The organism is Streptomyces sp. NPDC041122 (genome assembly GCF_055592445.1).
Map to the genome: position 1 here is coordinate 1,096,368 of NZ_JBVIYQ010000001.1, position 19,042 is coordinate 1,115,409.

The window sequence follows — 19,042 nt, forward strand, 5'->3', positions numbered from 1 at the left end:
CACCCCTGCGTCTCCTTCCTCCCACACACGGCCACCCCTACTGCCGGAGGGTCTTGCCCGTCGCCGCTGGTGGGGGGGGGGGGGGGGGGGGGAGCGTGGCGGCCGCCGGGGGGGGTGTGACCACTCCCGTGGGGGTACCGTCCGCCTGCCCTACGAATCCCCTGTCATGCACGCCCCCAGAAACTTTCTCCCACAGGCACGTACAAGCCGGGAATCCACCGCCCCCACCAGCGGCCCCCACCGTCCCGCACCCGCGCACGAGAGCGGGAGCCCGCCGCAGCCGACACGCGAACCCCCGGCCGGCCCGAACCCGACACGCGAACTCCCACCGGGCCGCACCCGCACACGCGCGGGAGGGGACGTGGGGGTATGTGCGAACGGAGCACCGAGCACGCTCCAGCAACATTGTCCGCGAGGCAGTGGCGCAGGGATGGCGAGTACGCACATACCCCCACGGCCCCGCACCCCAAGAACCGAGCCCAAGGCGCAACCGGCCAGGCAAGGCGCAGACGCCACGCACCCGCGCAGAAGTCACGCCCCCGCGAGCCGAGCCTAGGAGCCCGTGCACCCCGACTGCCCCGACCCCAGCACCGCGCACGCCTTCGCCGCATCCCCCGAAGAGGCCGCCACCATAGGCGTATACGCGTCGAAGTCCGCGTTGACCGTCCCGTCCTGCTTCGCCCCGGCCCCGCTCCCGGACCCCGTGATCGTCACCTTGTCCCCCACCGCGGCCTGAGTGATCCGCGCCCAGGCCGCCCCGCACGCCTTGCTGTACCGCACCTCGATCACGGCCTTGCCGATCGTGGCCCGCGAGGCCGTCTCCACCAGGTCGCCCCCGCACCCCATCTTCTCGGGGTCCTTGCCCGCGCACTCCGCGCCCTCGCACTCGACCCCGGCCGGCACCTTCGCGTCACCGGTGGACGGCGTGGCCGACGGCTTGGCGTCGTCCTTCTTGTCCTTGTCGCCGTCGCCGAACCCGGTCATGAAGACCGCGGCCGCGATGACGACCAGCGCACCGACCACCCCCGCGAGGAACATCGTCAGCTTCCGGCGGCGCCGCCCGTCGGGCGATCCCCCGCCCCCCGGCCCACCCGGACCCGGACCCTGACCCGCCCCCGGGGCCTGCCCCGGACCACCGCCCGCCCCGAAGGACGCGGAGGAGCCGTCACCGTAGGGCCCGGGCGAAGGGAGCGCACCGAACGCGCCGGGAGCGGCGACCGGCGACACCCCGGCCGGCCCGGCCACACCGGTGGCGGGCCAGGCACCTGAACCGTTGCGCGCCCGGTGCGTGCCCCCGGCGGCCCTCGGGGACTTCGCGGCCGCGCCCGCCGACGAGCCGTCCCCGCCGGGCGCCCCGGCGCCCCCCGCGCCGCCGCTACCGTCCCCGTCCGTCCCCAACTCGCCCAGCGCGGCCCGCGCCTGCGAGATGCGGATGGCCTGCATGGTCATGTCGTGCCGCATCTCGGAGCGGCTCCACGCCCGTTCCGCGAGCTCCCAGAGGGTGATGAGGTGCACCGGCGGCGTGTCCGTCACCTCGGCCAGCGCGACGATCGCGCCCTTGGGGGCGAGCAGCCGCCCGTTCAGATAGCGCTCCCACGACGTCTTGCTGTAGCCCGTGCGGTCCGAGACCGCCGCGATGCTCAGACCACTGCGGTCGACGAGCCCGCGCAGCTGGCCGGCGAACTCCTTGACCTGCGGGTCGAGCTCATCCGGTAGCGCCTTCCAACGAGGCATTGCTCCCCCTGTTCCCCCCCGTACGTTCCTGTCCTGCCCCCGCGCCGACCCCGCGCCGATTCCCCGTGTCGACCTCGCGCGGCCCCGTTCTGGACTACCCAGAGGGATGCGCGGGGCCAGGATGTCAGTTCCCGGAGTGGGGGCGCACGGGAGCATGCGGTTCACCGGCAGGCACCACCGCGCTCCCCGCGGTCGTCGGGCCAGTGTCCCATCGCCACCGCACCGGACGATGCGGAACCCCAAGTACCGGTCAGATAAGCCCAGAATCTCCCGAACGCGGGAATTGCTCGTTGCAGGCCCCGAACACCGTTGCGGAATGGTCACCTCCGTGCCACAGGGACCAGGCATCTCTTGAACGAAGTTGGCGGGTCCATGACTCTGGATCACGAGCGGAACGCTCCGCTTATATCGGGAGGTTCCGAGAGGAACCGCTCCCGAACCGCGGTGCCCGCCCTCTCACGGGGGTGAGGGCGGGCACCGCTCCTTCTCCCGCGTGGGACGTCCCCGAAAGGGCGACTTCGGCCCTGTCCTGCCGCCTCCCGGCGGAGGACCTCGGCAGGATCACGGAGCAGCAGACGCTCCCGCCCACGCACCCCGAAGGAAACCAGCCATGCAGCACGCCACATACGGCAAGCGCCTCGCCGGCGGAGTCATCGCCGCGTCCGCCCTCCTCGGCACCGTCCTCGCGGCGCCCCCCGCGGCCGCGACGCCCGCCCCGGCACGGGCCACGACCGCCGCCGCGGAGTTCCGCGGCACGGCACCGTCCTGCGTCGTGCGGGACGTCGTCAAGCACCGCAAGTACGTGAAGGTGACCAACCACTGCGGGCACGCCATGCACCTGAAGGTCGTCATCGACTGGGGCAGCGACTCGCCGTGCCTGACGTACCAGAACAACGAGCAGTGGGAGTGGAACTGGGGCCGCGGCTCCTACGGCAAGGTGGTCACCTGCTGACCTCCCCGTCCCGAAGGCCGGTGGCCCACCTCAGAGTCCGGCCGTCCCGGGCGTGACGAGGCCGCTCTCGTACGCCACCACCACCGCCTGCGCCCGGCTGTCCAGGTCGAGTTTGCTCATCGTGCGGTTGAGGTGGGTCTTGACGGTGGCCTCGCTGATGTAGAGCCGCTCGGCGATGTCCGCGTTCGTCAGCCCGCGCGCGATCAGCTTCAGCACCTCCACCTCGCGCCCGGTCAACGCCGCGAGATCGGGCGGGGGTGCACAGCCCCCGCCCCCGGGCCCGGCGCCCTCCCCCGCCCGGGAGGCGAACGCCTCGACCAGGCGGCGCGTCACGCTGGGCGCGAAGAGCGCGTCACCGCAGCCGACCGCCGCCACCGCGGCGAGCAGCCGTTCGGGCCCGGAGTCCTTGAGCAGGAAGCCGGACGCTCCGGCGCGCAACGCCCCGTACACGTACTCGTCGAGGTCGAACGTGGTCAGCACCAGGACCCGTGGGGCGGGCTCGGCGGCCTGTTCGAGGATCTTCGCGGTGGCGGTGATGCCGTTCATGCCCGGCATCCTGATGTCCATCAGGACGACGTCGGGCCGGGCCCGTGCGGCGAGCGCCACGGCCTCCTCGCCGTCGCCCGCCTCGCCCACGACCTCGATGCCCGGCGCGGCGCGCAGCAGTCCCACCAGCCCCGCGCGGATGAGGAATTGGTCGTCGACGACGAGCACCCTGATGGTTGCCGCCGTCCGGTCGTCCGGCCGTCCGGTCATTGCGTGGTGTCGTCCCCCCGCGCCGCGGCCCGCGCCGAGGTCGGCAGGGTGAGACGCACGGCGAATCCCCCCTCGCTCAGCGGGCCGATGCTGATCGCCCCGCCGTAGAGCTTGGCCCGCTCCCGCATCCCAATCAAGCCGTGCCCGCCGCCCGGCCGCACTCTGTCCGAAATCACCCCCTCTCCGTCGTCGGTGACGGCGACCTCGATGTGCCGTCTGCGGTAGGCGAGTTCGACGGTCGCCGAGGCGCCGCGGGCGTGCTTCAGCACATTGGTCAGCGCCTCCTGCACCACGCGGTACGCGCAGAGTTCCACGCCCGGCGCCAGCGCCCGCGGCGCTCCCGTGACCCGCAGTTCCACGGGGACGCCCCCGGCGCGCACCCGCTCCACCATCTCGTCGAGGCGGGCGAGGCCCGGCATCGGCGCCGCAGGGGCTTCGTCGCCGGCCTCGCCGTCCGAGGCGCGCAGCACCCGCAGCATGCGGCGCAGCTCTTCGAGCGCCTCGCCGCTGGTCCCCGCTATCGTGCCGAGCGCCGCCCGCGCGGTCGCCGGGTCGGAGCCGAAGACGAACGTCGCGAGGCCCGCCTGCACGGAGATCACCGACATGTGGTGGGCGACCACGTCGTGCAGTTCGCGGGCGATCCGGCCGCGTTCCTCGGCCACCTCGCGCCGGGCCCGCTCGTCCTGCTCCCGCTTCAACTGCCGGGCCAGCTCCGCCGACCGGCGCGCCACGTACCCGAACCGCCACAGCACCAGCGAGAAGCCGACGGCCTGTCCGACGACGGACGGCATCGAGGCGTGTGCGCTGATCGCGCCGGCGTAGATCCACAGCGCGGACATCAGGGCGGTACAGGGGAGGGAGACGCGCGGGGGCCGCAGGGAGGCGACGGTGTAGACGCAGAGCATCGGTCCGAAGGTGCCGACCACGGGCCAGTAGCCGACGGTGACGTACGCGAACCACGCCGTATGCACCAGGAGCAGGACGGCGAGCGGCGCCTTGCTCCGGACGGCGACCGGCAGGCAGACCAGTGCGACCAGCGCGTATCCGAGGGCGTCGAGCCGGGGCCAGCCCTCGGCGGTGGACTCCTGCCCGAGCAGCACGGCCACCGTGGTCAGGGCGGCTGCGATGGCCACGTCGACGGCGAGGGGGCGGATCCGCATCGCCGCAGCGTAACCCGCATATGGGTGGTGTCACGTCAACCAGCGGCGGTACAGCGGTAGTTGCAGGAACCGGAACCCTACGCCCCAGGGCGCACCCGCGGTTCAACCCAGCGCCTGACGACTGCGACGGCCGCCGCCCGTAGTTTGTGGAACCGGTGCCGCGGCCGCCGGGGGGCGAGAGCGGGGGCGGCCGGTCCACGCGGCGGTGGCCCGTCTCCTCGGGGGAGGACGGGCCACCGGCGCGGGGCGTTCGTTCGGATCGCCGCGGGGCGTGCGGTCAGATCGTGTAGTGCAGGGTGTCGTCCAGGATCGGGATCTCCAGGATCGGCTTGGGCTGCGCCATCAGCGCGAGGAGCACGATGGCGACGCCGAGCACCCCGTACGTGACCATGTCCGTGAACCGCGAGCGCACCGCCAGCATGCCCACGTCCGGCAGCGCCCAGCGCAGCACGGCGCCCCCGATGAGGGCGACGCCGACCAGGATGGTGCCGACGCGGAAGACGTCGAACGCGGTGAGCAGCAGCCCGAGTCCGATCAGGGCGGAGACGCTGAGCAGCGGCCACTGGCGGGCCGGTGCGGGGGCGTCGCCGGCCGCGGCCCGGCCGCCGCCCTCGGGCCGCGCGGTGTCCCGGGTGAACAGCGGGAAGCGGCGCGACACCTTCCGCGGCCGCCCGTCGGGCCCCGGCGCGCTGACCGCGCCCTTGACCCGGGGGACGTCGTCGGCGGCGGACGCGTCGGCACCGGAAGCGTCCTGCGCCGGGGAGGCGTCCCGTGCCGGGGAGGCGCCCCCCGTAAGAGAGGCGTCCTCCGTCACGGAGGCGTCCGCGTCCCGCGGAACGTCCTGCGGCTCCGGGGACCGGGAGGCTCCCGAGGGCCGGGAGGCCCCCGGCGTGCCGCCCGTGTCAGGTCCTGCGCTCATGGCCTCGCCCCTTTCCCGTTCAGCGCGCGGAGCGTTCCGCGGCCTCGACGACGTTCACCAGGAGCTGGGCGCGGGTCATCGGGCCGACGCCGCCCGGGTTCGGCGAGATCCAGCCCGCGACCTCCGCGACGCCCGGGTGGACGTCGCCGACGATCTTGCCGTTCTCGTCGCGCGAGACACCGACGTCCAGCACCGCGACGCCCGGCTTCACGTCCTCCGGCTTGATCAGATGCGGCACACCGGCCGCGGCCACGATGATGTCGGCCCGCTTCAGGTGCGCGGCGAGGTCACGGGTGCCGGTGTGGCACTGGGTGACCGTGGCGTTCTCCGACTTGCGGGTGAGGAGCAGCGGCATGGGGCGCCCGATGGTCACGCCGCGGCCGACCACGACGACCTCGGCGCCCTTGATCTCCACGTCGTGCTCGCGGAGCAGCCGGATGATGCCGTACGGGGTGCAGGGCAGCGGCGCGGGCTCGTTCAGGACGAGACGGCCGAGGTTCATCGGGTGCAGTCCGTCGGCGTCCTTGTCCGGGTCCATGAGCTCCAGGACGCGGTTCTCGTCGATGCCCTTGGGCAGCGGCAGCTGGACGATGTAGCCGGTGCAGGCGGGGTCCTCGTTCAGCTCGCGGACGACCGCCTCGATCTCCTCCTGCGAGGCGGTGGCGGGCAGTTCGCGCTGGATGGAGGCGATGCCGACCTGCGCGCAGTCGCGGTGCTTGCCCGCGACGTACTTCTGGCTGCCCGGGTCGTCGCCGACCAGGACGGTACCGAGTCCGGGCGTGACGCCCTTCTCCTTCAGGGCCGCCACGCGGGCGGTCAGTTCGGACTTGATCGCGGCTGCGGTGGCCTTGCCATCGAGAATCTGGGCGGTCATGACTCCATCTTCCCGGATGAGGCCCGCCCGGTACCAATCAGGGCGCCCCCTGGCGCCCCACGGCTCCCGTCGCTGATCAGCGAGGTTGCACTTGCACAACACATACCGAATGCGGCTGGACAAATAAGCCCATGCTAAAGAACGATGTGCGGCACAGTGCCGCGGGCAGTGTCGGGGGGACGGACCGCATCTGTAGAACATTCCTCCGTGATGTGCCGCGTCGTCCCCGCACCACCCGACGGAGGAAGACCGCCATGAGTTTCGGCGACCCGAACAACCCATACGGGCAGCCGCCCCAGCAGCCCCCGGCCGCTCCCGGATACGGCTACCCCCAGCAGGGCCCGCCCGGCGTCCCGCCGCAGGCGCCCTACGGCTACCCGCAGCAGCCCGCCTACCCCGGTTATCCGGGCGGCAACATGATGCAGCAGTCGATGCCGGGGCTCCTGGTCACCGCGCGCGTCTTCCTGTTCCTGATATCGGCGGTCCAGATCCTGGCCACGATCGGCTTCCTCTACGGCGCGGCGGTCGCCAACGACGTCTCCGACAGCGCCGACGAGTTCGGGTTCAACGACACGGGCGACTTCGGCGACGCGGCGACCGGCGTGTTCGTCATCCTCGCCCTCGTCGTCGCGGCGTTCGCCGCCCTGTCGATCACGCTCGGCGTGAAGTTCAGCCGCGGCGGCCAGGGCGTGCGCATCACCACGGTGGTGTACGGGGCGCTCGGCGGCGTCGTCGGCCTGATCTACCTCTTCGTCGGCATGGACACGGGCCTCGCCACCGCGATCATCGGCCCGCTGATCTGGGTCGTCTTCGCCGTCATCATCACCCTGGCGCCGGTCGTCCCCAGCGGCACCGCCTGGTTCAACCGCCCCCGCTACTGAGCGGTTTCGGCACGTACGACGGTGGCCGCGCCCCCTGCGAGGGGCGCGGCCACCGTCGTTCTCCCGTCAGGTCGGGCCCGCTCAGTGGAAGAAGTGCCGCGTCCCCGTGAAGTACATCGTCACGCCCGCCTTCTTCGCCGCCTCGACCACCAGCTCGTCACGGACCGAACCGCCCGGCTGCACCACGGCCTTGACGCCCGCGGCGGTCAGGATCTCCAGGCCGTCGGGGAAGGGGAAGAACGCGTCGGACGCGGCGTAGGAGCCGCGCGCCCGCTCCTCGCCCGCGCGCTCGACGGCGAGCTTCGCGGAGTCGACGCGGTTGACCTGGCCCATGCCGACGCCGACCGACGCGCCGTCCTTGGCGAGCAGGATCGCGTTCGACTTGACCGCGCGCGACGCCTTCCAGGCGAAGGCCAGTTCGGCGAGCTCGCCCTCGTTCAGCGCGTCACCGGTGGCCAGCGTCCAGTTCGCGGGGTTGTCGCCGTCGGCCTGCAGCCGGTCGGTGACCTGGAGCAGCGCGCCGCCGTCGATCTGCTTGACCTCGACCGCGTTCGACGGCGCCCGGTGGGCGCGCAGCACACGGATGTTCTTCTTCTTGGTGAGGGCCTCCAGCGCGCCGTCCTCGTACTCGGGCGCGACGATGACCTCGGTGAAGATGTCGGCGACCTGCTCCGCCATCTCCTTGGAGACCGGGCGGTTCACCGCGATGACGCCGCCGAACGCGGAGAGCGGGTCGCAGGCGTGCGCCTTGCGGTGCGCCTCGGCGACGTTCGCGCCGATCGCGATGCCGCACGGGTTGGCGTGCTTGATGATCGCGACGCAGGGCTCGTCGTGGTCGTACGCGGCACGGCGCGCGGCGTCCGTGTCCGTGAAGTTGTTGTACGACATCTCCTTGCCGTGCAGCTGCTCGGCCTCGGCGAGGCCACCCGTGCCGTCGACGTAGAGGGCCGCGCCCTGGTGCGGGTTCTCGCCGTAGCGGAGCACGTTCTTGCGCTCGTACGTGGCGCCGAGGAACTCGGGGAAGCCGGACTCGTCGGCCGCCGCGTAGCCGTCGGCGAACCAGCCGGCCACCGCCACGTCGTACGCGGCGGTGTGCCGGAACGCTTCTCCCGCCAGCCGCTTGCGCGCGGTCAGGTCGAAGCCGCCCGTCCTGACGGCCGCGAGGACGTCCGCGTACCGCTTCGGATCGGTGACGACGGCGACCGAGGGGTGGTTCTTGGCGGCGGCGCGGACCATCGAGGGGCCGCCGATGTCGATCTGCTCGACGCACTCGTCGGGGGTCGCCCCGGAGGCGACGGTCTCCTTGAAGGGGTACAGGTTCACGACGACGAGCTGGAACGGCTCGACGCCCAGCTCGTCGAGCTGCCGGCGGTGGTCGGCGAGGCGCAGGTCGGCGAGGATGCCGGCGTGCACCTTCGGGTGGAGGGTCTTGACGCGGCCGTCCAGGCACTCGGGGAAGCCGGTGAGCTCCTCGACTTTGGTGACGGGCACCCCGGCGGCGGCGATCCGCGCGGCCGTCGAGCCGGTGGAGACGAGCTCGACGCCCGCCTCGTGGAGCCCGCGCGCGAGCTCTTCCAGGCCGGTCTTGTCGTAGACGCTGACGAGTGCGCGCTTGACGGGGCGCTGCGCCTCGGGGGCGTTCGTAGCTTCGGCGGTCACGGGATAAGAACCTTTCGTCCCTCAATGCGGTAGCCGTGCCGGGCCAGACGCCCCACGACATCGACGAGCAGCGTGCGCTCGACTTCCTTGATGCGCTCGTGCAGAGCGCTCTCGTCGTCCTCGTCCCGGACCTCGACCACGCCCTGGGCGATGATCGGTCCGGTGTCGACGCCGTCGTCGACGAAGTGGACGGTGCAGCCGGTGACCTTCACGCCGTACGCGAGCGCGTCGCGCGCACCGTGGGCCCCCGGAAAACTGGGCAGCAGCGCGGGGTGCGTGTTCACGAACCGCCCGCCGAAGCGCGCAAGGAACTCCTTCCCCACGATCTTCATGAACCCGGCGGAGACCACCAGGTCCGGCCGGTGCGCGGCGGTCGCCTCCGCCAGGGCCGCGTCCCACTCGTCACGCGTCGCGTGGTCCTTCACGCGGCAGACGAAGGTGGGGAGTCCGGCGCGCTCGGCGCGCTCCAGACCCGCGATGTTGTCGCGGTCGGCGCCGACGGCGACGATCTCGGCCCCGTAGGCCCGGGTGCCCTCGGCCAGGATCGTGTCGAGCAGGGCCTGGAGGTTCGTGCCCGACCCGGAGACCAGCACGACGAGTCGCTTGGGAGGCGCGACCACAGCGCTCTCGGCCACAGCGGGGCCCTTTCTCGGAAGGTGCGTCTTTGTACGGTCGTACGAAGGCTTCGAGCCCCGCGATACGGGGAACCCTACGAAGCGGCCGACCGCGAGCAACGATACCGGCACACGGAACCGCCCCTCACGGGACGGGGGCGCGACCGGAAGGTAGCGTCTGTGGGGAAGCGCCTGAATACCGAAGAACGCCGCGTTGTCGAGCCGCGCGACGGCTCTGCCACGGCCCTGCCAAGGGCCCTACCAAGGGGAAGACGCACACCTGATGCCGGACCGTAGCCGCCCTTCGTCTCCACCGCAGGACCCGGACGCCCAGGGACCGGAGTCCCGGGCCGCGGGCGAATCGGGTTCCCAGGGGACGGGCAAGGACGACGACAACCCCTTCGCGCCGCCGCCGGAGGGGACGCCGGACCGGCCGTGGCAGCCGCGCCGCCCGTCGGGCGACGCCGGACCGGACGGCGGGGGTTCCGGTGACGGCCACGGCTCCGGTGGCGACGGATCGGGCGGCGACGGATCGGGGGGCAGCCACGGTTCTCCCTGGGGAAGCCAGTGGAGCGACCGTCAGCCCGGCCGCTCCCAGGGCGGCTTCGGCGACCGTCCCCGCCAGCAGACCGGCCCCGGCAAGGAGGACCCCTCGGCGCCCGGCGGCTCCGGCATGCGCTGGGACCCCGCGGACCCGGCCCAGCGCCGCGCGCGCTACGCCCTGCTCTCCGGCATGTGGGGCTTCTTCTTCGCCCTGTTCGGCTGGCGGTACCTGGCGCTGCTGCTGGGCGCGCTCGCGGTGATGTGGGCGGTGCAGGCGCTGCGCGCGAAGCCGCGTACACCGGATCCGACGGCGCCGGGGGCGGCTGCCGCGCCGGCATCGACGTCGACGCCGACGGCCGCGTCCACCCCGCCCGCGCCGGCCGACCGGGCCCCGGCGGACCCGCCGAGCACCCGGCCGCAGACGACGGCCGCGATCAGCGGCCTGGTGACGGGTGGCCTCGCGCTGCTCATGGTCGCGGCGACCTTCACGGCACAGCTGGTGTACCGCGACTACTACACGTGCGTGGACGACGCGCTCACGAACGCGTCGCAGCAGTCCTGCGAGGACCACCTGCCGAAGCCGCTGCGCCCGCTCCTGGGCGAACAGGACTGACGGGGCTCGCTCGGAGGGCTTGCGGGGTTGGCGGGGCTTGTGGGGTTGGCAGGGCTTATGGGGTTGGCAGGGCTGACCGGCTGAGAGACCGCGGCTCTCGGCGGGGCGACGGGTGACGGGACGCGGGCAACTGGGCAACTGGGCATCGGGGGGCTGCCGGAGCTCGTACGGGCCCCGGGTGCCGGTCCGCTTACTCCCCTCGTTCCCTGCGCTCCCTCTCCTCCCTCGCCTCCTTCAAGGCCCTCCAGCGGGCTTCCCGGACGGCGTCCTCGTGCCAGGAGGACGGGAGCTCCCCGGACCGCGACCGGGGGTACGCGGAGTCGGACGGCTCCGTCGCCGGGGACGCGTCGCTTCCGGCGTCCGCGGGCTCCGCGTCGGCCAGCCGTCCGAACCATGAGAGCCGGGCACGCTTGCCGCTCCCGCTCGTACCGGATTCGCCCCCGCCCTCCGGCTCTGGACGGTCCGGGCGGACGTCTCCGGCCATGTCGTCTCCGTCCCGCCGCTCGGACGGTGAGCGCGGATCGCCGTGGTCCGCGTGCCCGCCGAGATCGGAGCCGGTCCCGTCGGTCGCCGGGTCGTCCTCGGCCCCGCGCCCGGGCCACGGCCACCGCGTCCGCCCATCCGCCGCTGCCAGGTCGTCCTGCGGGCGGACGTCGGCATCCGCTCCGGACCGCTCCGGCCGGGCGTCGTCCTCGGTCGGGGCATCCCCGTCCGCCGGGCCGGACCACCAGTGGCGCATCCGTGCCTGAGCCGGGTCGGTGGCGGCCCCGCCGTTCGTGGCGCGGTCGTCGCCATCGCCGGGGACGGCCCCGGTGGGTCCGGCGTCCGCGTCGGGCGCCGGGGCCGTCTCACCGCTCGGTACGCCGTCCCGAGGCTCGGGACGGCCATCCGTCACCGCGGAAGCCACCTCTGCCTCCGGCGGGGCGCCACCGGTCACGCCACCCCCGGGACCACCCTCCGTCAGCCCCGCGACCTCCCCGTCACCACCCGGCGCCCCCTCCCCGGCACCGCTCTCCGCCGCCCGGCGCCCCGGCCACGGCCTCCTCGTCGCCCCGTCCACCGGAGCCGCCTCCGCTCCATCTCCTGGCACCGCACCACCAGTTGCGCCGCCCTCGGGGTCGCTCTCCGTCACCCGTCGCCGGCCGGGCCATGGCCTCCGTACCCGACCGCCCGTCGCCCCCGGAACCCCCGCCACGGACTCGCCCGCCCCGGACTCAGACCCAAGCCCCGCGTCCTCGGCCCCCTCCGCCGCATCCGGCTCGCCCACTCCGCCCGGGCGTCCCGGCCACGGGAGGCGTGCGCGGCCCTTTCCCGTCTGGGGGAGGCGCGGGCGCGGCAGGCGGAGCGCGGGGAGTGCCAGGCGGCCGAGGCGGGGCCGGCGTTGTCGGCCGGAGGGCGCCCGGAGGCGCCACGCGCGCAGGAGCAGGGCCGCGGGGACACCGATCACCGCCGTCCAGGCCAGCGCCGCCGCCCCCGTCAGCCACCACACCGGGCCGAACTCGGAGAGGACCGCCACCCCCATCGGGCCGCCCGCCAGCGCCGCGAGCCCCGCCGTCATCACCCCGCACACCGCCGCCGCCACGGCCGCCCCCGCCGCCGTCCGGCCCCGCGACCACGCCCCGCCGCGCTCGCCGCCGACGGGCGCCGCCGCCTGGGCCGTGCACCACGCCACGGCGAGTCCCGCCCCCACCGGCACCGCCACGGTCACCCAGTTCAGCGGCGTTCCCTCGCCCGGCGACGGCAGCGCGGCCAGCAGCGGGAAGGGCGGCAGCAACGGCACCGTCCCCGCGGCCAGCGGGTCGACGACCGTCCCCGTGCCGAGCGCGAAGCCGGGCCCCAGGCCGTACGACGCACCCCACACCGCGGCGTTCGGCACCAGCGCGAGCGCCAGCAGCAGCGCCGCGAGGCGCCCCGACCACACGTCCGTGATCTGCGTGAACGACGACTGCAAGGGCCCCACGTGCAGGGCCAGCGACACCGCGACGAGCAGCGCCCCGCCGCCGACGAGCGCCACCGCGCCCGCCGCCCCGGCCCGTACGACGGCGATCGCCCCGCGCCGTACGACGAAGCCGCCCGCCAGCGTCCCGTCCGGCCCGCGGGGAGGACCGACCTGCCCGCCTCGCGGTGAAGCGCCGCGCGGCGAACCGCCCCGTAGCGGCCCGCCCCGCAAGGAGACGTCCCGCAGGGAGACATCCCGCAGGGAGACATCCCGCAGGGACGCCGGCAGCGGCCCGTGCGGGCGGCCGTGCGCCGTCCAGACCCCGAACCCGGCCGCCATCGCCGTGAGCACCGGCACGTGCACGATGACGCCGATCCAGTCGGGCCGCAGCTCACCGCCCGTCGCGTACAGCGCCGCGGCCACGGCGACCAGCAGGTAACCGGCCACCACACCGGCCCACGCCGTCCGCGCCGCCTCCCCGCGCCCGTCGGGGGCCGCCGCCTCCCGGGCCGCCCGGTGCACCAGCAGGCCGGGGACGACGGCGAGCAGCAGCGGGGTCACCCCGATCGGCGCGGCTGCTCCCGAGAGCGTGTCCGTGCGGACGAGTTCCGCGCCGTGCGCCAGCAGCCACAGCCCCGCGGCGACGTGCAGCGCGCCCTGCGGTCCGCTGTCGGGATACGGCGAACTGATCCACAGCACCATCACCAGGACCGCGAACGCGCCGAGCCCGAGGCCCGCGGCGACCACCCCGCCGACCAGGCAGCCGGCCAGGCCGGGAGAGCGGTCACGGACCCGTTCGCGCAACGGCTCCACGGGCGGCAACGGGGCGTGGGGGTCGGTCGTCTGCGTCACGCGGCCATGCTCCCAACGACACGCGCTTTCGTCCCGTAACAGGCGAATGTCCGATGTGTCGCTCAAGATACGTTTATGTACTTATACGTACGGCGGGAGGGTCGTGCCCGGCCACCCGCCGCACGTCGGCCCACGGTGCGGAGAGTCCGACATGCCCCAGAGCCCTGCCACGCCTCTGCCGTCCCCCAAGGAACGCCGCAGGCTGCGCGAGGCGAAGTCGCTGAGCCAGGCCGACCTCGCGGCGAGGATCGGTGTCACCCGCGAAACGGTGCGCTCCTGGGAGTCCGGCCGCACCCAGCCGCGGGGCCGCAAGCTCCAGGCCTACGCGAAGGTCCTGAACGCGCTCGCCGAACCCACGACGACCACGGCCCCCGCGACTTCCACGATGACCTCGACGGCCTCGACGACCTCGAAGCGGCCTTCGGCGTCCTCGAAGCCGGCGAAGTCCTCCAAGCCGTCTCGGAACTCCGAGTCCCGGCCCCAGGACACCGCGCCGGAGAAGGTCGCCGCGGGCAACGGCTCCGCCGGCCGCAGCGCCGGGACCACCCTGCTCGAACGCGACCGGAAGCCCTCCCCCACCGCTGACAGCAACACTGACGGCGAAACCGACGGCAGCGGGAACGGCGACAAGCCGCGGTCTCGACCGCAGCCCGCCGCCACACGCGCGGCCAAGGCTGCCGCCCCGACGTCGGCGCCCGCCACCGTTCCCCAGCCCGCCGACCCCGCGGACCTCACGCCCGCCCAGGCCTTCGACGCCCTCTGCGCCGACTGCGCCCCCGGCCTCGTACGCCAGGCGTACGCGCTCACCGGGCGGCGGGACCTCGCCCAGGAGTCGGTGGAGCGCGCCTTCCAGCTGGCGTGGCAGTGCTGGCCCGAGGTGGCCGTCGACCGGGACCCGGCGGGCTGGGTGCGCGCGGCGGCGTACGAGTACGCGATGTCCCCCTGGCACCGCCTGCGCCCCGGCCGCCGCTCGGACGCCCCGCCCGCGACCGAGGCCGACCGCTCCTTCCTCAAGGTACTCATGGACCTGCCCCCCGTGCAGCGCCGCGCCCTGATGCTGTACGACGGCGTCGGCCTGGACCTGCCGGAGACGGCGGCCGAGACCGAGGCGAGCACACCCGCCACCGCGCACCGCCTGATGAACGCACGCGAGACCATCGGCGAGCGGCTGCCCGACCTGGCCGACCCCGAGACGCTGCACCGTCGCCTCGGCGAGATCGGCAGGGGCGAACGGCTGCGGCTCCCGAAGGCCGAACGCATCCGCACCGGCGGCGAGCACCGCACCCGCTTCTGGACGCGTACCGCCATCGCCTTCACGACCCTGATCGTCGGCGCGACGGGGCTGACCCTGCAGCACGCCCCCACCCGGTACGAGGCCCCGCAGGCGCCGGGCCGTGCCATCAGCGGGGTGCCGCCCCGGATGGGCCCCGGCCCGTTCTCGCCGGCGGACCAGGCGCTGCGCAACAAGCTCCACACGGAGCTGACGAACGGCCCCTACCGGCTGACTCCGCGGACGGAGTAGCGAGACGAGGCAGGACTCAGGAGGCAGCAGCAGCGAGATCCGTGATGCGACAAAAGCGGGCCCGCACCTCGACAGAGGTGCGGGCCCGCTTTTCGTCAGGCGCTCGGCAACCGCTGAGGCGGCCGCCGCCTCGTACTCAGCCCGCGAGGATCGCGCGCGCCAGCTTCGCCGTCTCGGTCGGCGTCTTGCCGACCTTGACGCCGGCGGCCTCGAGGGCCTCCTTCTTGGCCTGCGCGGTGCCGGAGGAGCCGGAGACGATGGCGCCGGCGTGGCCCATGGTCTTGCCCTCGGGGGCGGTGAAGCCGGCGACGTAACCGACGACCGGCTTCGTCACGTTGGCCTTGATGTAGTCCGCCGCGCGCTCCTCGGCGTCGCCGCCGATCTCGCCGATCATGACGATCAGGTCGGTCTCGGGGTCGGCCTCGAACGCCTCGAGGGCGTCGATGTGCGTCGTGCCGATGACCGGGTCGCCACCGATGCCGACGGCGGAGGAGAAGCCGATGTCACGGAGCTCGTACATCATCTGGTACGTCAGCGTGCCGGACTTCGAGACCAGGCCGATGCGGCCCGGCTTCGTGATGTCGCCCGGGATGATGCCGGCGTTCGACTGGCCCGGGGTGATGAGACCGGGGCAGTTCGGACCGATGATGCGGGTCTTGTTGCCCTTTGACTTCGCGTACGCCCAGAAGGCGGCGGAGTCGTGGACGGCGATGCCCTCGGTGATGACGACGGCGAGGGGGATCTCGGCGTCGATCGCCTCGACGACGGCGGCCTTGGAGAAGGCCGGCGGCACGAAGAGGACGGAGACGTTGGCGCCCGTCTTCTCCATGGCCTCCTTGACCGTGCCGAAGACCGGCACGGACGTGCCGTCGAAGTCGACCTCGGTGCCGGCCTTGCGCGGGTTCACGCCGCCGACGATGTTCGTGCCGTCACCCAGCATGAGCTTGGTGTGCTTCATGCCCGTGGCACCGGTCATGCCCTGGACGATGACCTTGCTGTCCTTGTTGAGGAAGATAGCCATGGCTGTTCTGTCCCTCGTCCCTTACTTCGCGGCCGCGAGCTCGGCGGCCTTGTCGGCCGCGCCGTCCATGGTGTCCACACGCTGCACGAGCGGGTGGTTGGCGTCGCTCAGGATCTTGCGACCCAGCTCCGCGTTGTTGCCGTCGAGGCGCACGACCAGCGGCTTCTCGACCTTCTCGCCCTTGGAGGCGAGCAGCTCCAGGGCCTGCACGATGCCGTTGGCGACCTCGTCGCACGCGGTGATGCCACCGAAGACGTTGACGAACACGGACTTGACGTCCGGGTCGCCGAGGATGATCTCCAGGCCGTTCGCCATGACCTCGGCGGAGGCGCCGCCACCGATGTCGAGGAAGTTGGCGGGCTTCACGCCGCCGTGGTTCTCACCGGCGTACGCGACGACGTCCAGGGTCGACATGACCAGGCCGGCGCCGTTGCCGATGATGCCGACCTCGCCGTCCAGCTTGACGTAGTTGAGGTTCTTGGCCTTGGCAGCAGCCTCGAGCGGGTTGGCTGCGTCCTTGTCCTCGAGGGCCTCGTGCTCCGGCTGGCGGAAGTCGGCGTTGGCGTCCAGGGACACCTTGCCGTCCAGCGCCAGGATGCGGCCGTCCTTGGTCTTCACCAGCGGGTTGACCTCGACGAGGAGCGCGTCCTCGGCGACGAAGGTCTCCCACAGGGTCACCATCGCCTCGGCGACGCCCTCGGCCACCTCGGCCGGGAACTTCGCCTGGGCCACGATCTCGCGGGCCTTCTCGATGGTCACGCCCTCGACGGCGTTGACCGGGACCTTCGCGAGGGCCTCGGGGGTCTTCTCCGCGACCTCCTCGATGTCCATGCCGCCCTGCACCGACGCCATGGCCAGGAAGGTGCGGTTGGTGCGGTCGAGCAGGTACGAGACGTAGTACTCCGCCTCGATCTCCGGCGACAGCTCGGCGATCATCACCTTGTGGACCGTGTGGCCCTTGATGTCCATGCCGAGGATGTCCGTCGCGCGGGCGACGGCCTCGTCGGGGTTCGCCGCCAGCTTCACGCCGCCGGCCTTGCCGCGGCCACCGACCTTCACCTGCGCCTTGACGACCGACTTGCCGCCCAGTCGCTCGGTGGCCTCGCGCGCCGCCTCAGGCGTGTCGATGACTTCACCGGCCAGCACCGGTACACCGTGCTTGGCGAAGAGGTCCCTCGCCTGGTACTCGAACAGGTCCACGCGCGTCCGTCCCTTATCCGTGATCTCGCTGCGATCTCGCTGCTTTGGTGTCAGCTGTCTGCATGGGCGTGCCGCGGAGGGCAACGTGACTGCGCTGTCACAAGGGAGGCGTAGGACGGAGTCCGGTACGCGGCATGTCCGTCTCGCAGGTTATCGCCGCGGGACGTAGGTCCCTAAATCGCAGATCACATTTGGGCGGTGATGACGGTCACAGATGTCAACCGTCGACACCGGCCCCCGCGCCGGGCGCGGCCCCTGGGACGCCGAGCCCGACCGTTTGCTCCGGTTGCTCCAGTTGCTCCCGCAACCGCGTGGGGCGGGGAAGCCGACGAGAGGTACGTCACGTGCCGGCGCCGTCCTCAGGCACGGAGGCCTGCCGCGGAGTCCGGTATGGGAAGAGGGCGCCGCTCGATCGCCGCGGCCATCACCTCCGGGAAGAGGTCGGGGGTGCAGGCGAAGGCCGGCGCATCCAGCGCGGCGAGCGCCGCGGCGTGCTCGCGGTCGTAGGCCGGTGTCCCCTCGTCGGAGAGCGCGAGCAGCGTCACGAACTGCACCCCGGACGCCTTCATCGCGGCGACCCGCTTCAGCATCTCGTCGCGTATGCCGCCTTCGTAGAGGTCGCTGATGAGCACGACGACCGTGTCGGCGGGCCGGGTGATCCGCGACTGGCAGTACGCGAGGGCCCTGTTGATGTCCGTGCCGCCGCCCAGTTGGGTGCCGAAGAGGACGTCGACGGGGTCGTCCAGCTGGTCGGTCAGGTCGACGACGTTGGTGTCGAAGACGACGAGCCGGGTGTCGAGCGACCGCATGGACCCGAGCACGGCCCCGAACACCGAGGCGTACACGACGGAGGCGGCCATCGATCCCGACTGGTCGATGCAGAGGATGACCTCCTTCTTCACCGACCGGGACGCCCGCCCGTACCCGATGAGCCGGTCGGGGACGATCGTCCGGTACTCCGGCAGGTAGTTCTTGAGGTTGACCGCGATGGTGCGGTTCCAGTCGATGTCGTGGTGGCGCGGCCTGCTGACGCGGGCGCTGCGGTCGAGGGCGCCGGTGAGCGTGGCGCGGGTGCGGGTGGCGAGCCGCTGCTCCAGGTCCTCGACGACCTTGCGCACGACGGCCCGCGCGGTCTCCTTGGTCGTCTCCGGCATGGCCTTGTTGAGCGAGAGCAGCGTGCCCACGAGGTGGACGTCCGCCTCGACGGCCTCCAGCATCTCCGGCTCCAGGAGCAGCGCGGAGAGGCCGAGGCGGTCGATGGCGTCCCGCTGCATGACCTGTACGACGGATGACGGGAAGTAGGTCCTGATGTCCCCGAGCCAGCGCGCCACGGACGGCGCGGACGCGCCGAGCCCCGCGGAACGGTCCCGCCCCCGCCGGTCCTTCTCACGCGCCCCGCCGTACAGCGCGCTCAGCGCCCCGTCCATCGCCGCGTCCCGCCCCTCCAAGGCGCACCCGGTCCCGTCGCCCCCGTCACCTCCCAGCACGAGCCGCCACCGCCGCAGCCGGGCACCGGAATCAATGCCGCCCACGGCGTCCACGGGGGTGGCTTCGGGGGTGGTGGTGGGTGGGGCGGGGGTGTTGGGTGCAGTGGAGGTGTTGGGTGCGGTGGGGGTGTTGGGTGCGGCGGGCGTGTTGGGTGCGGTGGGGGTGTTGGGCGCCGCGGGGGTGTTGGGCGCCGCGGGGGTGTTAGGCGCCGCGGGGGTGTTGGGCGCGGCGGGCGTGTCGGGCCTCTCGGGTGCGCCGGTCGCCACCGGCACGTCCGTCGACTCGGGCATGTTGGTCACCTTGATCGTCCCCCTC

General features: G+C 73.1%; 15 protein-coding genes. 4 read left to right on the forward strand and 11 right to left on the reverse strand.

Annotation, left to right across the window (positions count from 1 at the left end; translation table 11 throughout):
- Positions 1-552: 552 nt before the first annotated feature.
- The gene (locus ACZ6B8_RS04790; protein WP_471606285.1) at positions 553-1,734 is read right to left on the reverse strand and encodes a helix-turn-helix domain-containing protein; all 1,182 of its coding nucleotides are present in this window, start codon (positions 1,732-1,734) and stop codon (positions 553-555) included.
- A gap of 610 nt (positions 1,735-2,344) precedes the next feature.
- On the opposite strand from ACZ6B8_RS04790, the gene ACZ6B8_RS04795 reads away from it, so the two are divergent.
- The gene (locus tag ACZ6B8_RS04795; RefSeq protein WP_471084771.1) at positions 2,345-2,686 is read left to right on the forward strand and encodes a hypothetical protein; all 342 of its coding nucleotides are present in this window, start codon (positions 2,345-2,347) and stop codon (positions 2,684-2,686) included.
- A 30-nt stretch (positions 2,687-2,716) separates the two neighbouring features.
- Here ACZ6B8_RS04795 and ACZ6B8_RS04800 read toward each other — a convergent pair whose 3' ends face one another.
- The 4 genes from ACZ6B8_RS04800 to ACZ6B8_RS04815 all read right to left on the reverse strand — a co-directional run bounded on the left by ACZ6B8_RS04800 (position 2,717) and on the right by ACZ6B8_RS04815 (position 6,395).
- On the reverse strand, positions 2,717-3,442 hold the full coding sequence (locus tag ACZ6B8_RS04800) for a response regulator (protein ID WP_471606286.1): 726 nt from the start codon (positions 3,440-3,442) through the stop codon (positions 2,717-2,719).
- The gene (locus ACZ6B8_RS04805; RefSeq protein ID WP_471084765.1) at positions 3,439-4,602 is read right to left on the reverse strand and encodes a sensor histidine kinase; all 1,164 of its coding nucleotides are present in this window, start codon (positions 4,600-4,602) and stop codon (positions 3,439-3,441) included. The genes ACZ6B8_RS04800 and ACZ6B8_RS04805 overlap by 4 nt, the downstream gene beginning before the upstream one ends.
- A gap of 277 nt (positions 4,603-4,879) precedes the next feature.
- On the reverse strand, positions 4,880-5,521 hold the full coding sequence (locus tag ACZ6B8_RS04810) for a DUF3017 domain-containing protein (RefSeq protein ID WP_471606287.1): 642 nt from the start codon (positions 5,519-5,521) through the stop codon (positions 4,880-4,882).
- 19 nt (positions 5,522-5,540) lie between these two features.
- Positions 5,541-6,395: a bifunctional methylenetetrahydrofolate dehydrogenase/methenyltetrahydrofolate cyclohydrolase gene (locus tag ACZ6B8_RS04815; protein WP_355803687.1), complete on the reverse strand. Its 855-nt coding sequence runs from the start codon at positions 6,393-6,395 to the stop codon at positions 5,541-5,543.
- 254 nt (positions 6,396-6,649) lie between these two features.
- Here ACZ6B8_RS04815 and ACZ6B8_RS04820 point away from each other — a divergent pair, with 254 nt between their 5' ends.
- On the forward strand, positions 6,650-7,276 hold the full coding sequence (locus ACZ6B8_RS04820) for a hypothetical protein (RefSeq protein ID WP_471606288.1): 627 nt from the start codon (positions 6,650-6,652) through the stop codon (positions 7,274-7,276).
- Between the two features lie 81 nt (positions 7,277-7,357).
- Here ACZ6B8_RS04820 and purH read toward each other — a convergent pair whose 3' ends face one another.
- Both purH and purN read right to left on the reverse strand, forming a co-directional pair.
- Complete coding sequence (gene purH, locus ACZ6B8_RS04825; RefSeq protein ID WP_471084756.1) at positions 7,358-8,935, reverse strand: bifunctional phosphoribosylaminoimidazolecarboxamide formyltransferase/IMP cyclohydrolase; 1,578 nt, start codon at positions 8,933-8,935, stop codon at positions 7,358-7,360.
- The gene (gene purN, locus ACZ6B8_RS04830) at positions 8,932-9,570 is read right to left on the reverse strand and encodes a phosphoribosylglycinamide formyltransferase (protein ID WP_471606289.1); all 639 of its coding nucleotides are present in this window, start codon (positions 9,568-9,570) and stop codon (positions 8,932-8,934) included. The genes purH and purN overlap by 4 nt, the downstream gene beginning before the upstream one ends.
- Before the next feature lie 262 nt (positions 9,571-9,832).
- Here purN and ACZ6B8_RS04835 point away from each other — a divergent pair, with 262 nt between their 5' ends.
- Positions 9,833-10,705: a hypothetical protein gene (locus ACZ6B8_RS04835; RefSeq protein ID WP_471606290.1), complete on the forward strand. Its 873-nt coding sequence runs from the start codon at positions 9,833-9,835 to the stop codon at positions 10,703-10,705.
- 190 nt (positions 10,706-10,895) lie between these two features.
- On the opposite strand, the gene ACZ6B8_RS04840 is transcribed toward ACZ6B8_RS04835, so the two are convergent.
- Positions 10,896-13,496, reverse strand: a complete 2,601-nt coding sequence (locus ACZ6B8_RS04840) for a cell division protein PerM (RefSeq protein WP_471606291.1) — start codon at positions 13,494-13,496, stop codon at positions 10,896-10,898.
- Positions 13,497-13,647: 151 nt separating this feature from the next.
- Between ACZ6B8_RS04840 and ACZ6B8_RS04845 the strand changes: the two genes are divergently transcribed.
- A complete protein-coding gene (locus tag ACZ6B8_RS04845; protein ID WP_471606292.1) occupies positions 13,648-15,018 on the forward strand; it encodes a helix-turn-helix domain-containing protein in 1,371 nt (456 codons plus the stop codon).
- Positions 15,019-15,154: 136 nt separating this feature from the next.
- On the opposite strand, the gene sucD is transcribed toward ACZ6B8_RS04845, so the two are convergent.
- The 3 genes from sucD to ACZ6B8_RS04860 form a co-directional block, all read right to left on the reverse strand.
- On the reverse strand, positions 15,155-16,039 hold the full coding sequence (sucD, locus tag ACZ6B8_RS04850) for a succinate--CoA ligase subunit alpha (protein WP_362363635.1): 885 nt from the start codon (positions 16,037-16,039) through the stop codon (positions 15,155-15,157).
- A 21-nt stretch (positions 16,040-16,060) separates the two neighbouring features.
- Positions 16,061-17,239, reverse strand: a complete 1,179-nt coding sequence (gene sucC, locus ACZ6B8_RS04855) for an ADP-forming succinate--CoA ligase subunit beta (RefSeq protein ID WP_471084740.1) — start codon at positions 17,237-17,239, stop codon at positions 16,061-16,063.
- A gap of 359 nt (positions 17,240-17,598) precedes the next feature.
- Positions 17,599-19,017: a VWA domain-containing protein gene (locus ACZ6B8_RS04860; protein ID WP_471606293.1), complete on the reverse strand. Its 1,419-nt coding sequence runs from the start codon at positions 19,015-19,017 to the stop codon at positions 17,599-17,601.
- Between the last annotated feature and the right edge of the window lie 25 nt (positions 19,018-19,042).

Coding starts and splice junctions, on each gene's coding strand:
- ACZ6B8_RS04835 (WP_471606290.1), top strand. CDS start 9,833: ATGCCGGACCGTAGCCGCCCTTCGTCTCCACCGCAGGACCCGGACGCC.
- ACZ6B8_RS04810 (WP_471606287.1), bottom strand. CDS start 5,521: ATGAGCGCAGGACCTGACACGGGCGGCACGCCGGGGGCCTCCCGGCCC.
- sucD (WP_362363635.1), bottom strand. CDS start 16,039: ATGGCTATCTTCCTCAACAAGGACAGCAAGGTCATCGTCCAGGGCATG.
- ACZ6B8_RS04800 (WP_471606286.1), bottom strand. CDS start 3,442: ATGACCGGACGGCCGGACGACCGGACGGCGGCAACCATCAGGGTGCTC.
- ACZ6B8_RS04805 (WP_471084765.1), bottom strand. CDS start 4,602: ATGCGGATCCGCCCCCTCGCCGTCGACGTGGCCATCGCAGCCGCCCTG.
- ACZ6B8_RS04845 (WP_471606292.1), top strand. CDS start 13,648: ATGCCCCAGAGCCCTGCCACGCCTCTGCCGTCCCCCAAGGAACGCCGC.
- ACZ6B8_RS04860 (WP_471606293.1), bottom strand. CDS start 19,017: ATGCCCGAGTCGACGGACGTGCCGGTGGCGACCGGCGCACCCGAGAGG.
- ACZ6B8_RS04820 (WP_471606288.1), top strand. CDS start 6,650: ATGAGTTTCGGCGACCCGAACAACCCATACGGGCAGCCGCCCCAGCAG.
- ACZ6B8_RS04795 (WP_471084771.1), top strand. CDS start 2,345: ATGCAGCACGCCACATACGGCAAGCGCCTCGCCGGCGGAGTCATCGCC.
- ACZ6B8_RS04790 (WP_471606285.1), bottom strand. CDS start 1,734: ATGCCTCGTTGGAAGGCGCTACCGGATGAGCTCGACCCGCAGGTCAAG.
- ACZ6B8_RS04815 (WP_355803687.1), bottom strand. CDS start 6,395: ATGACCGCCCAGATTCTCGATGGCAAGGCCACCGCAGCCGCGATCAAG.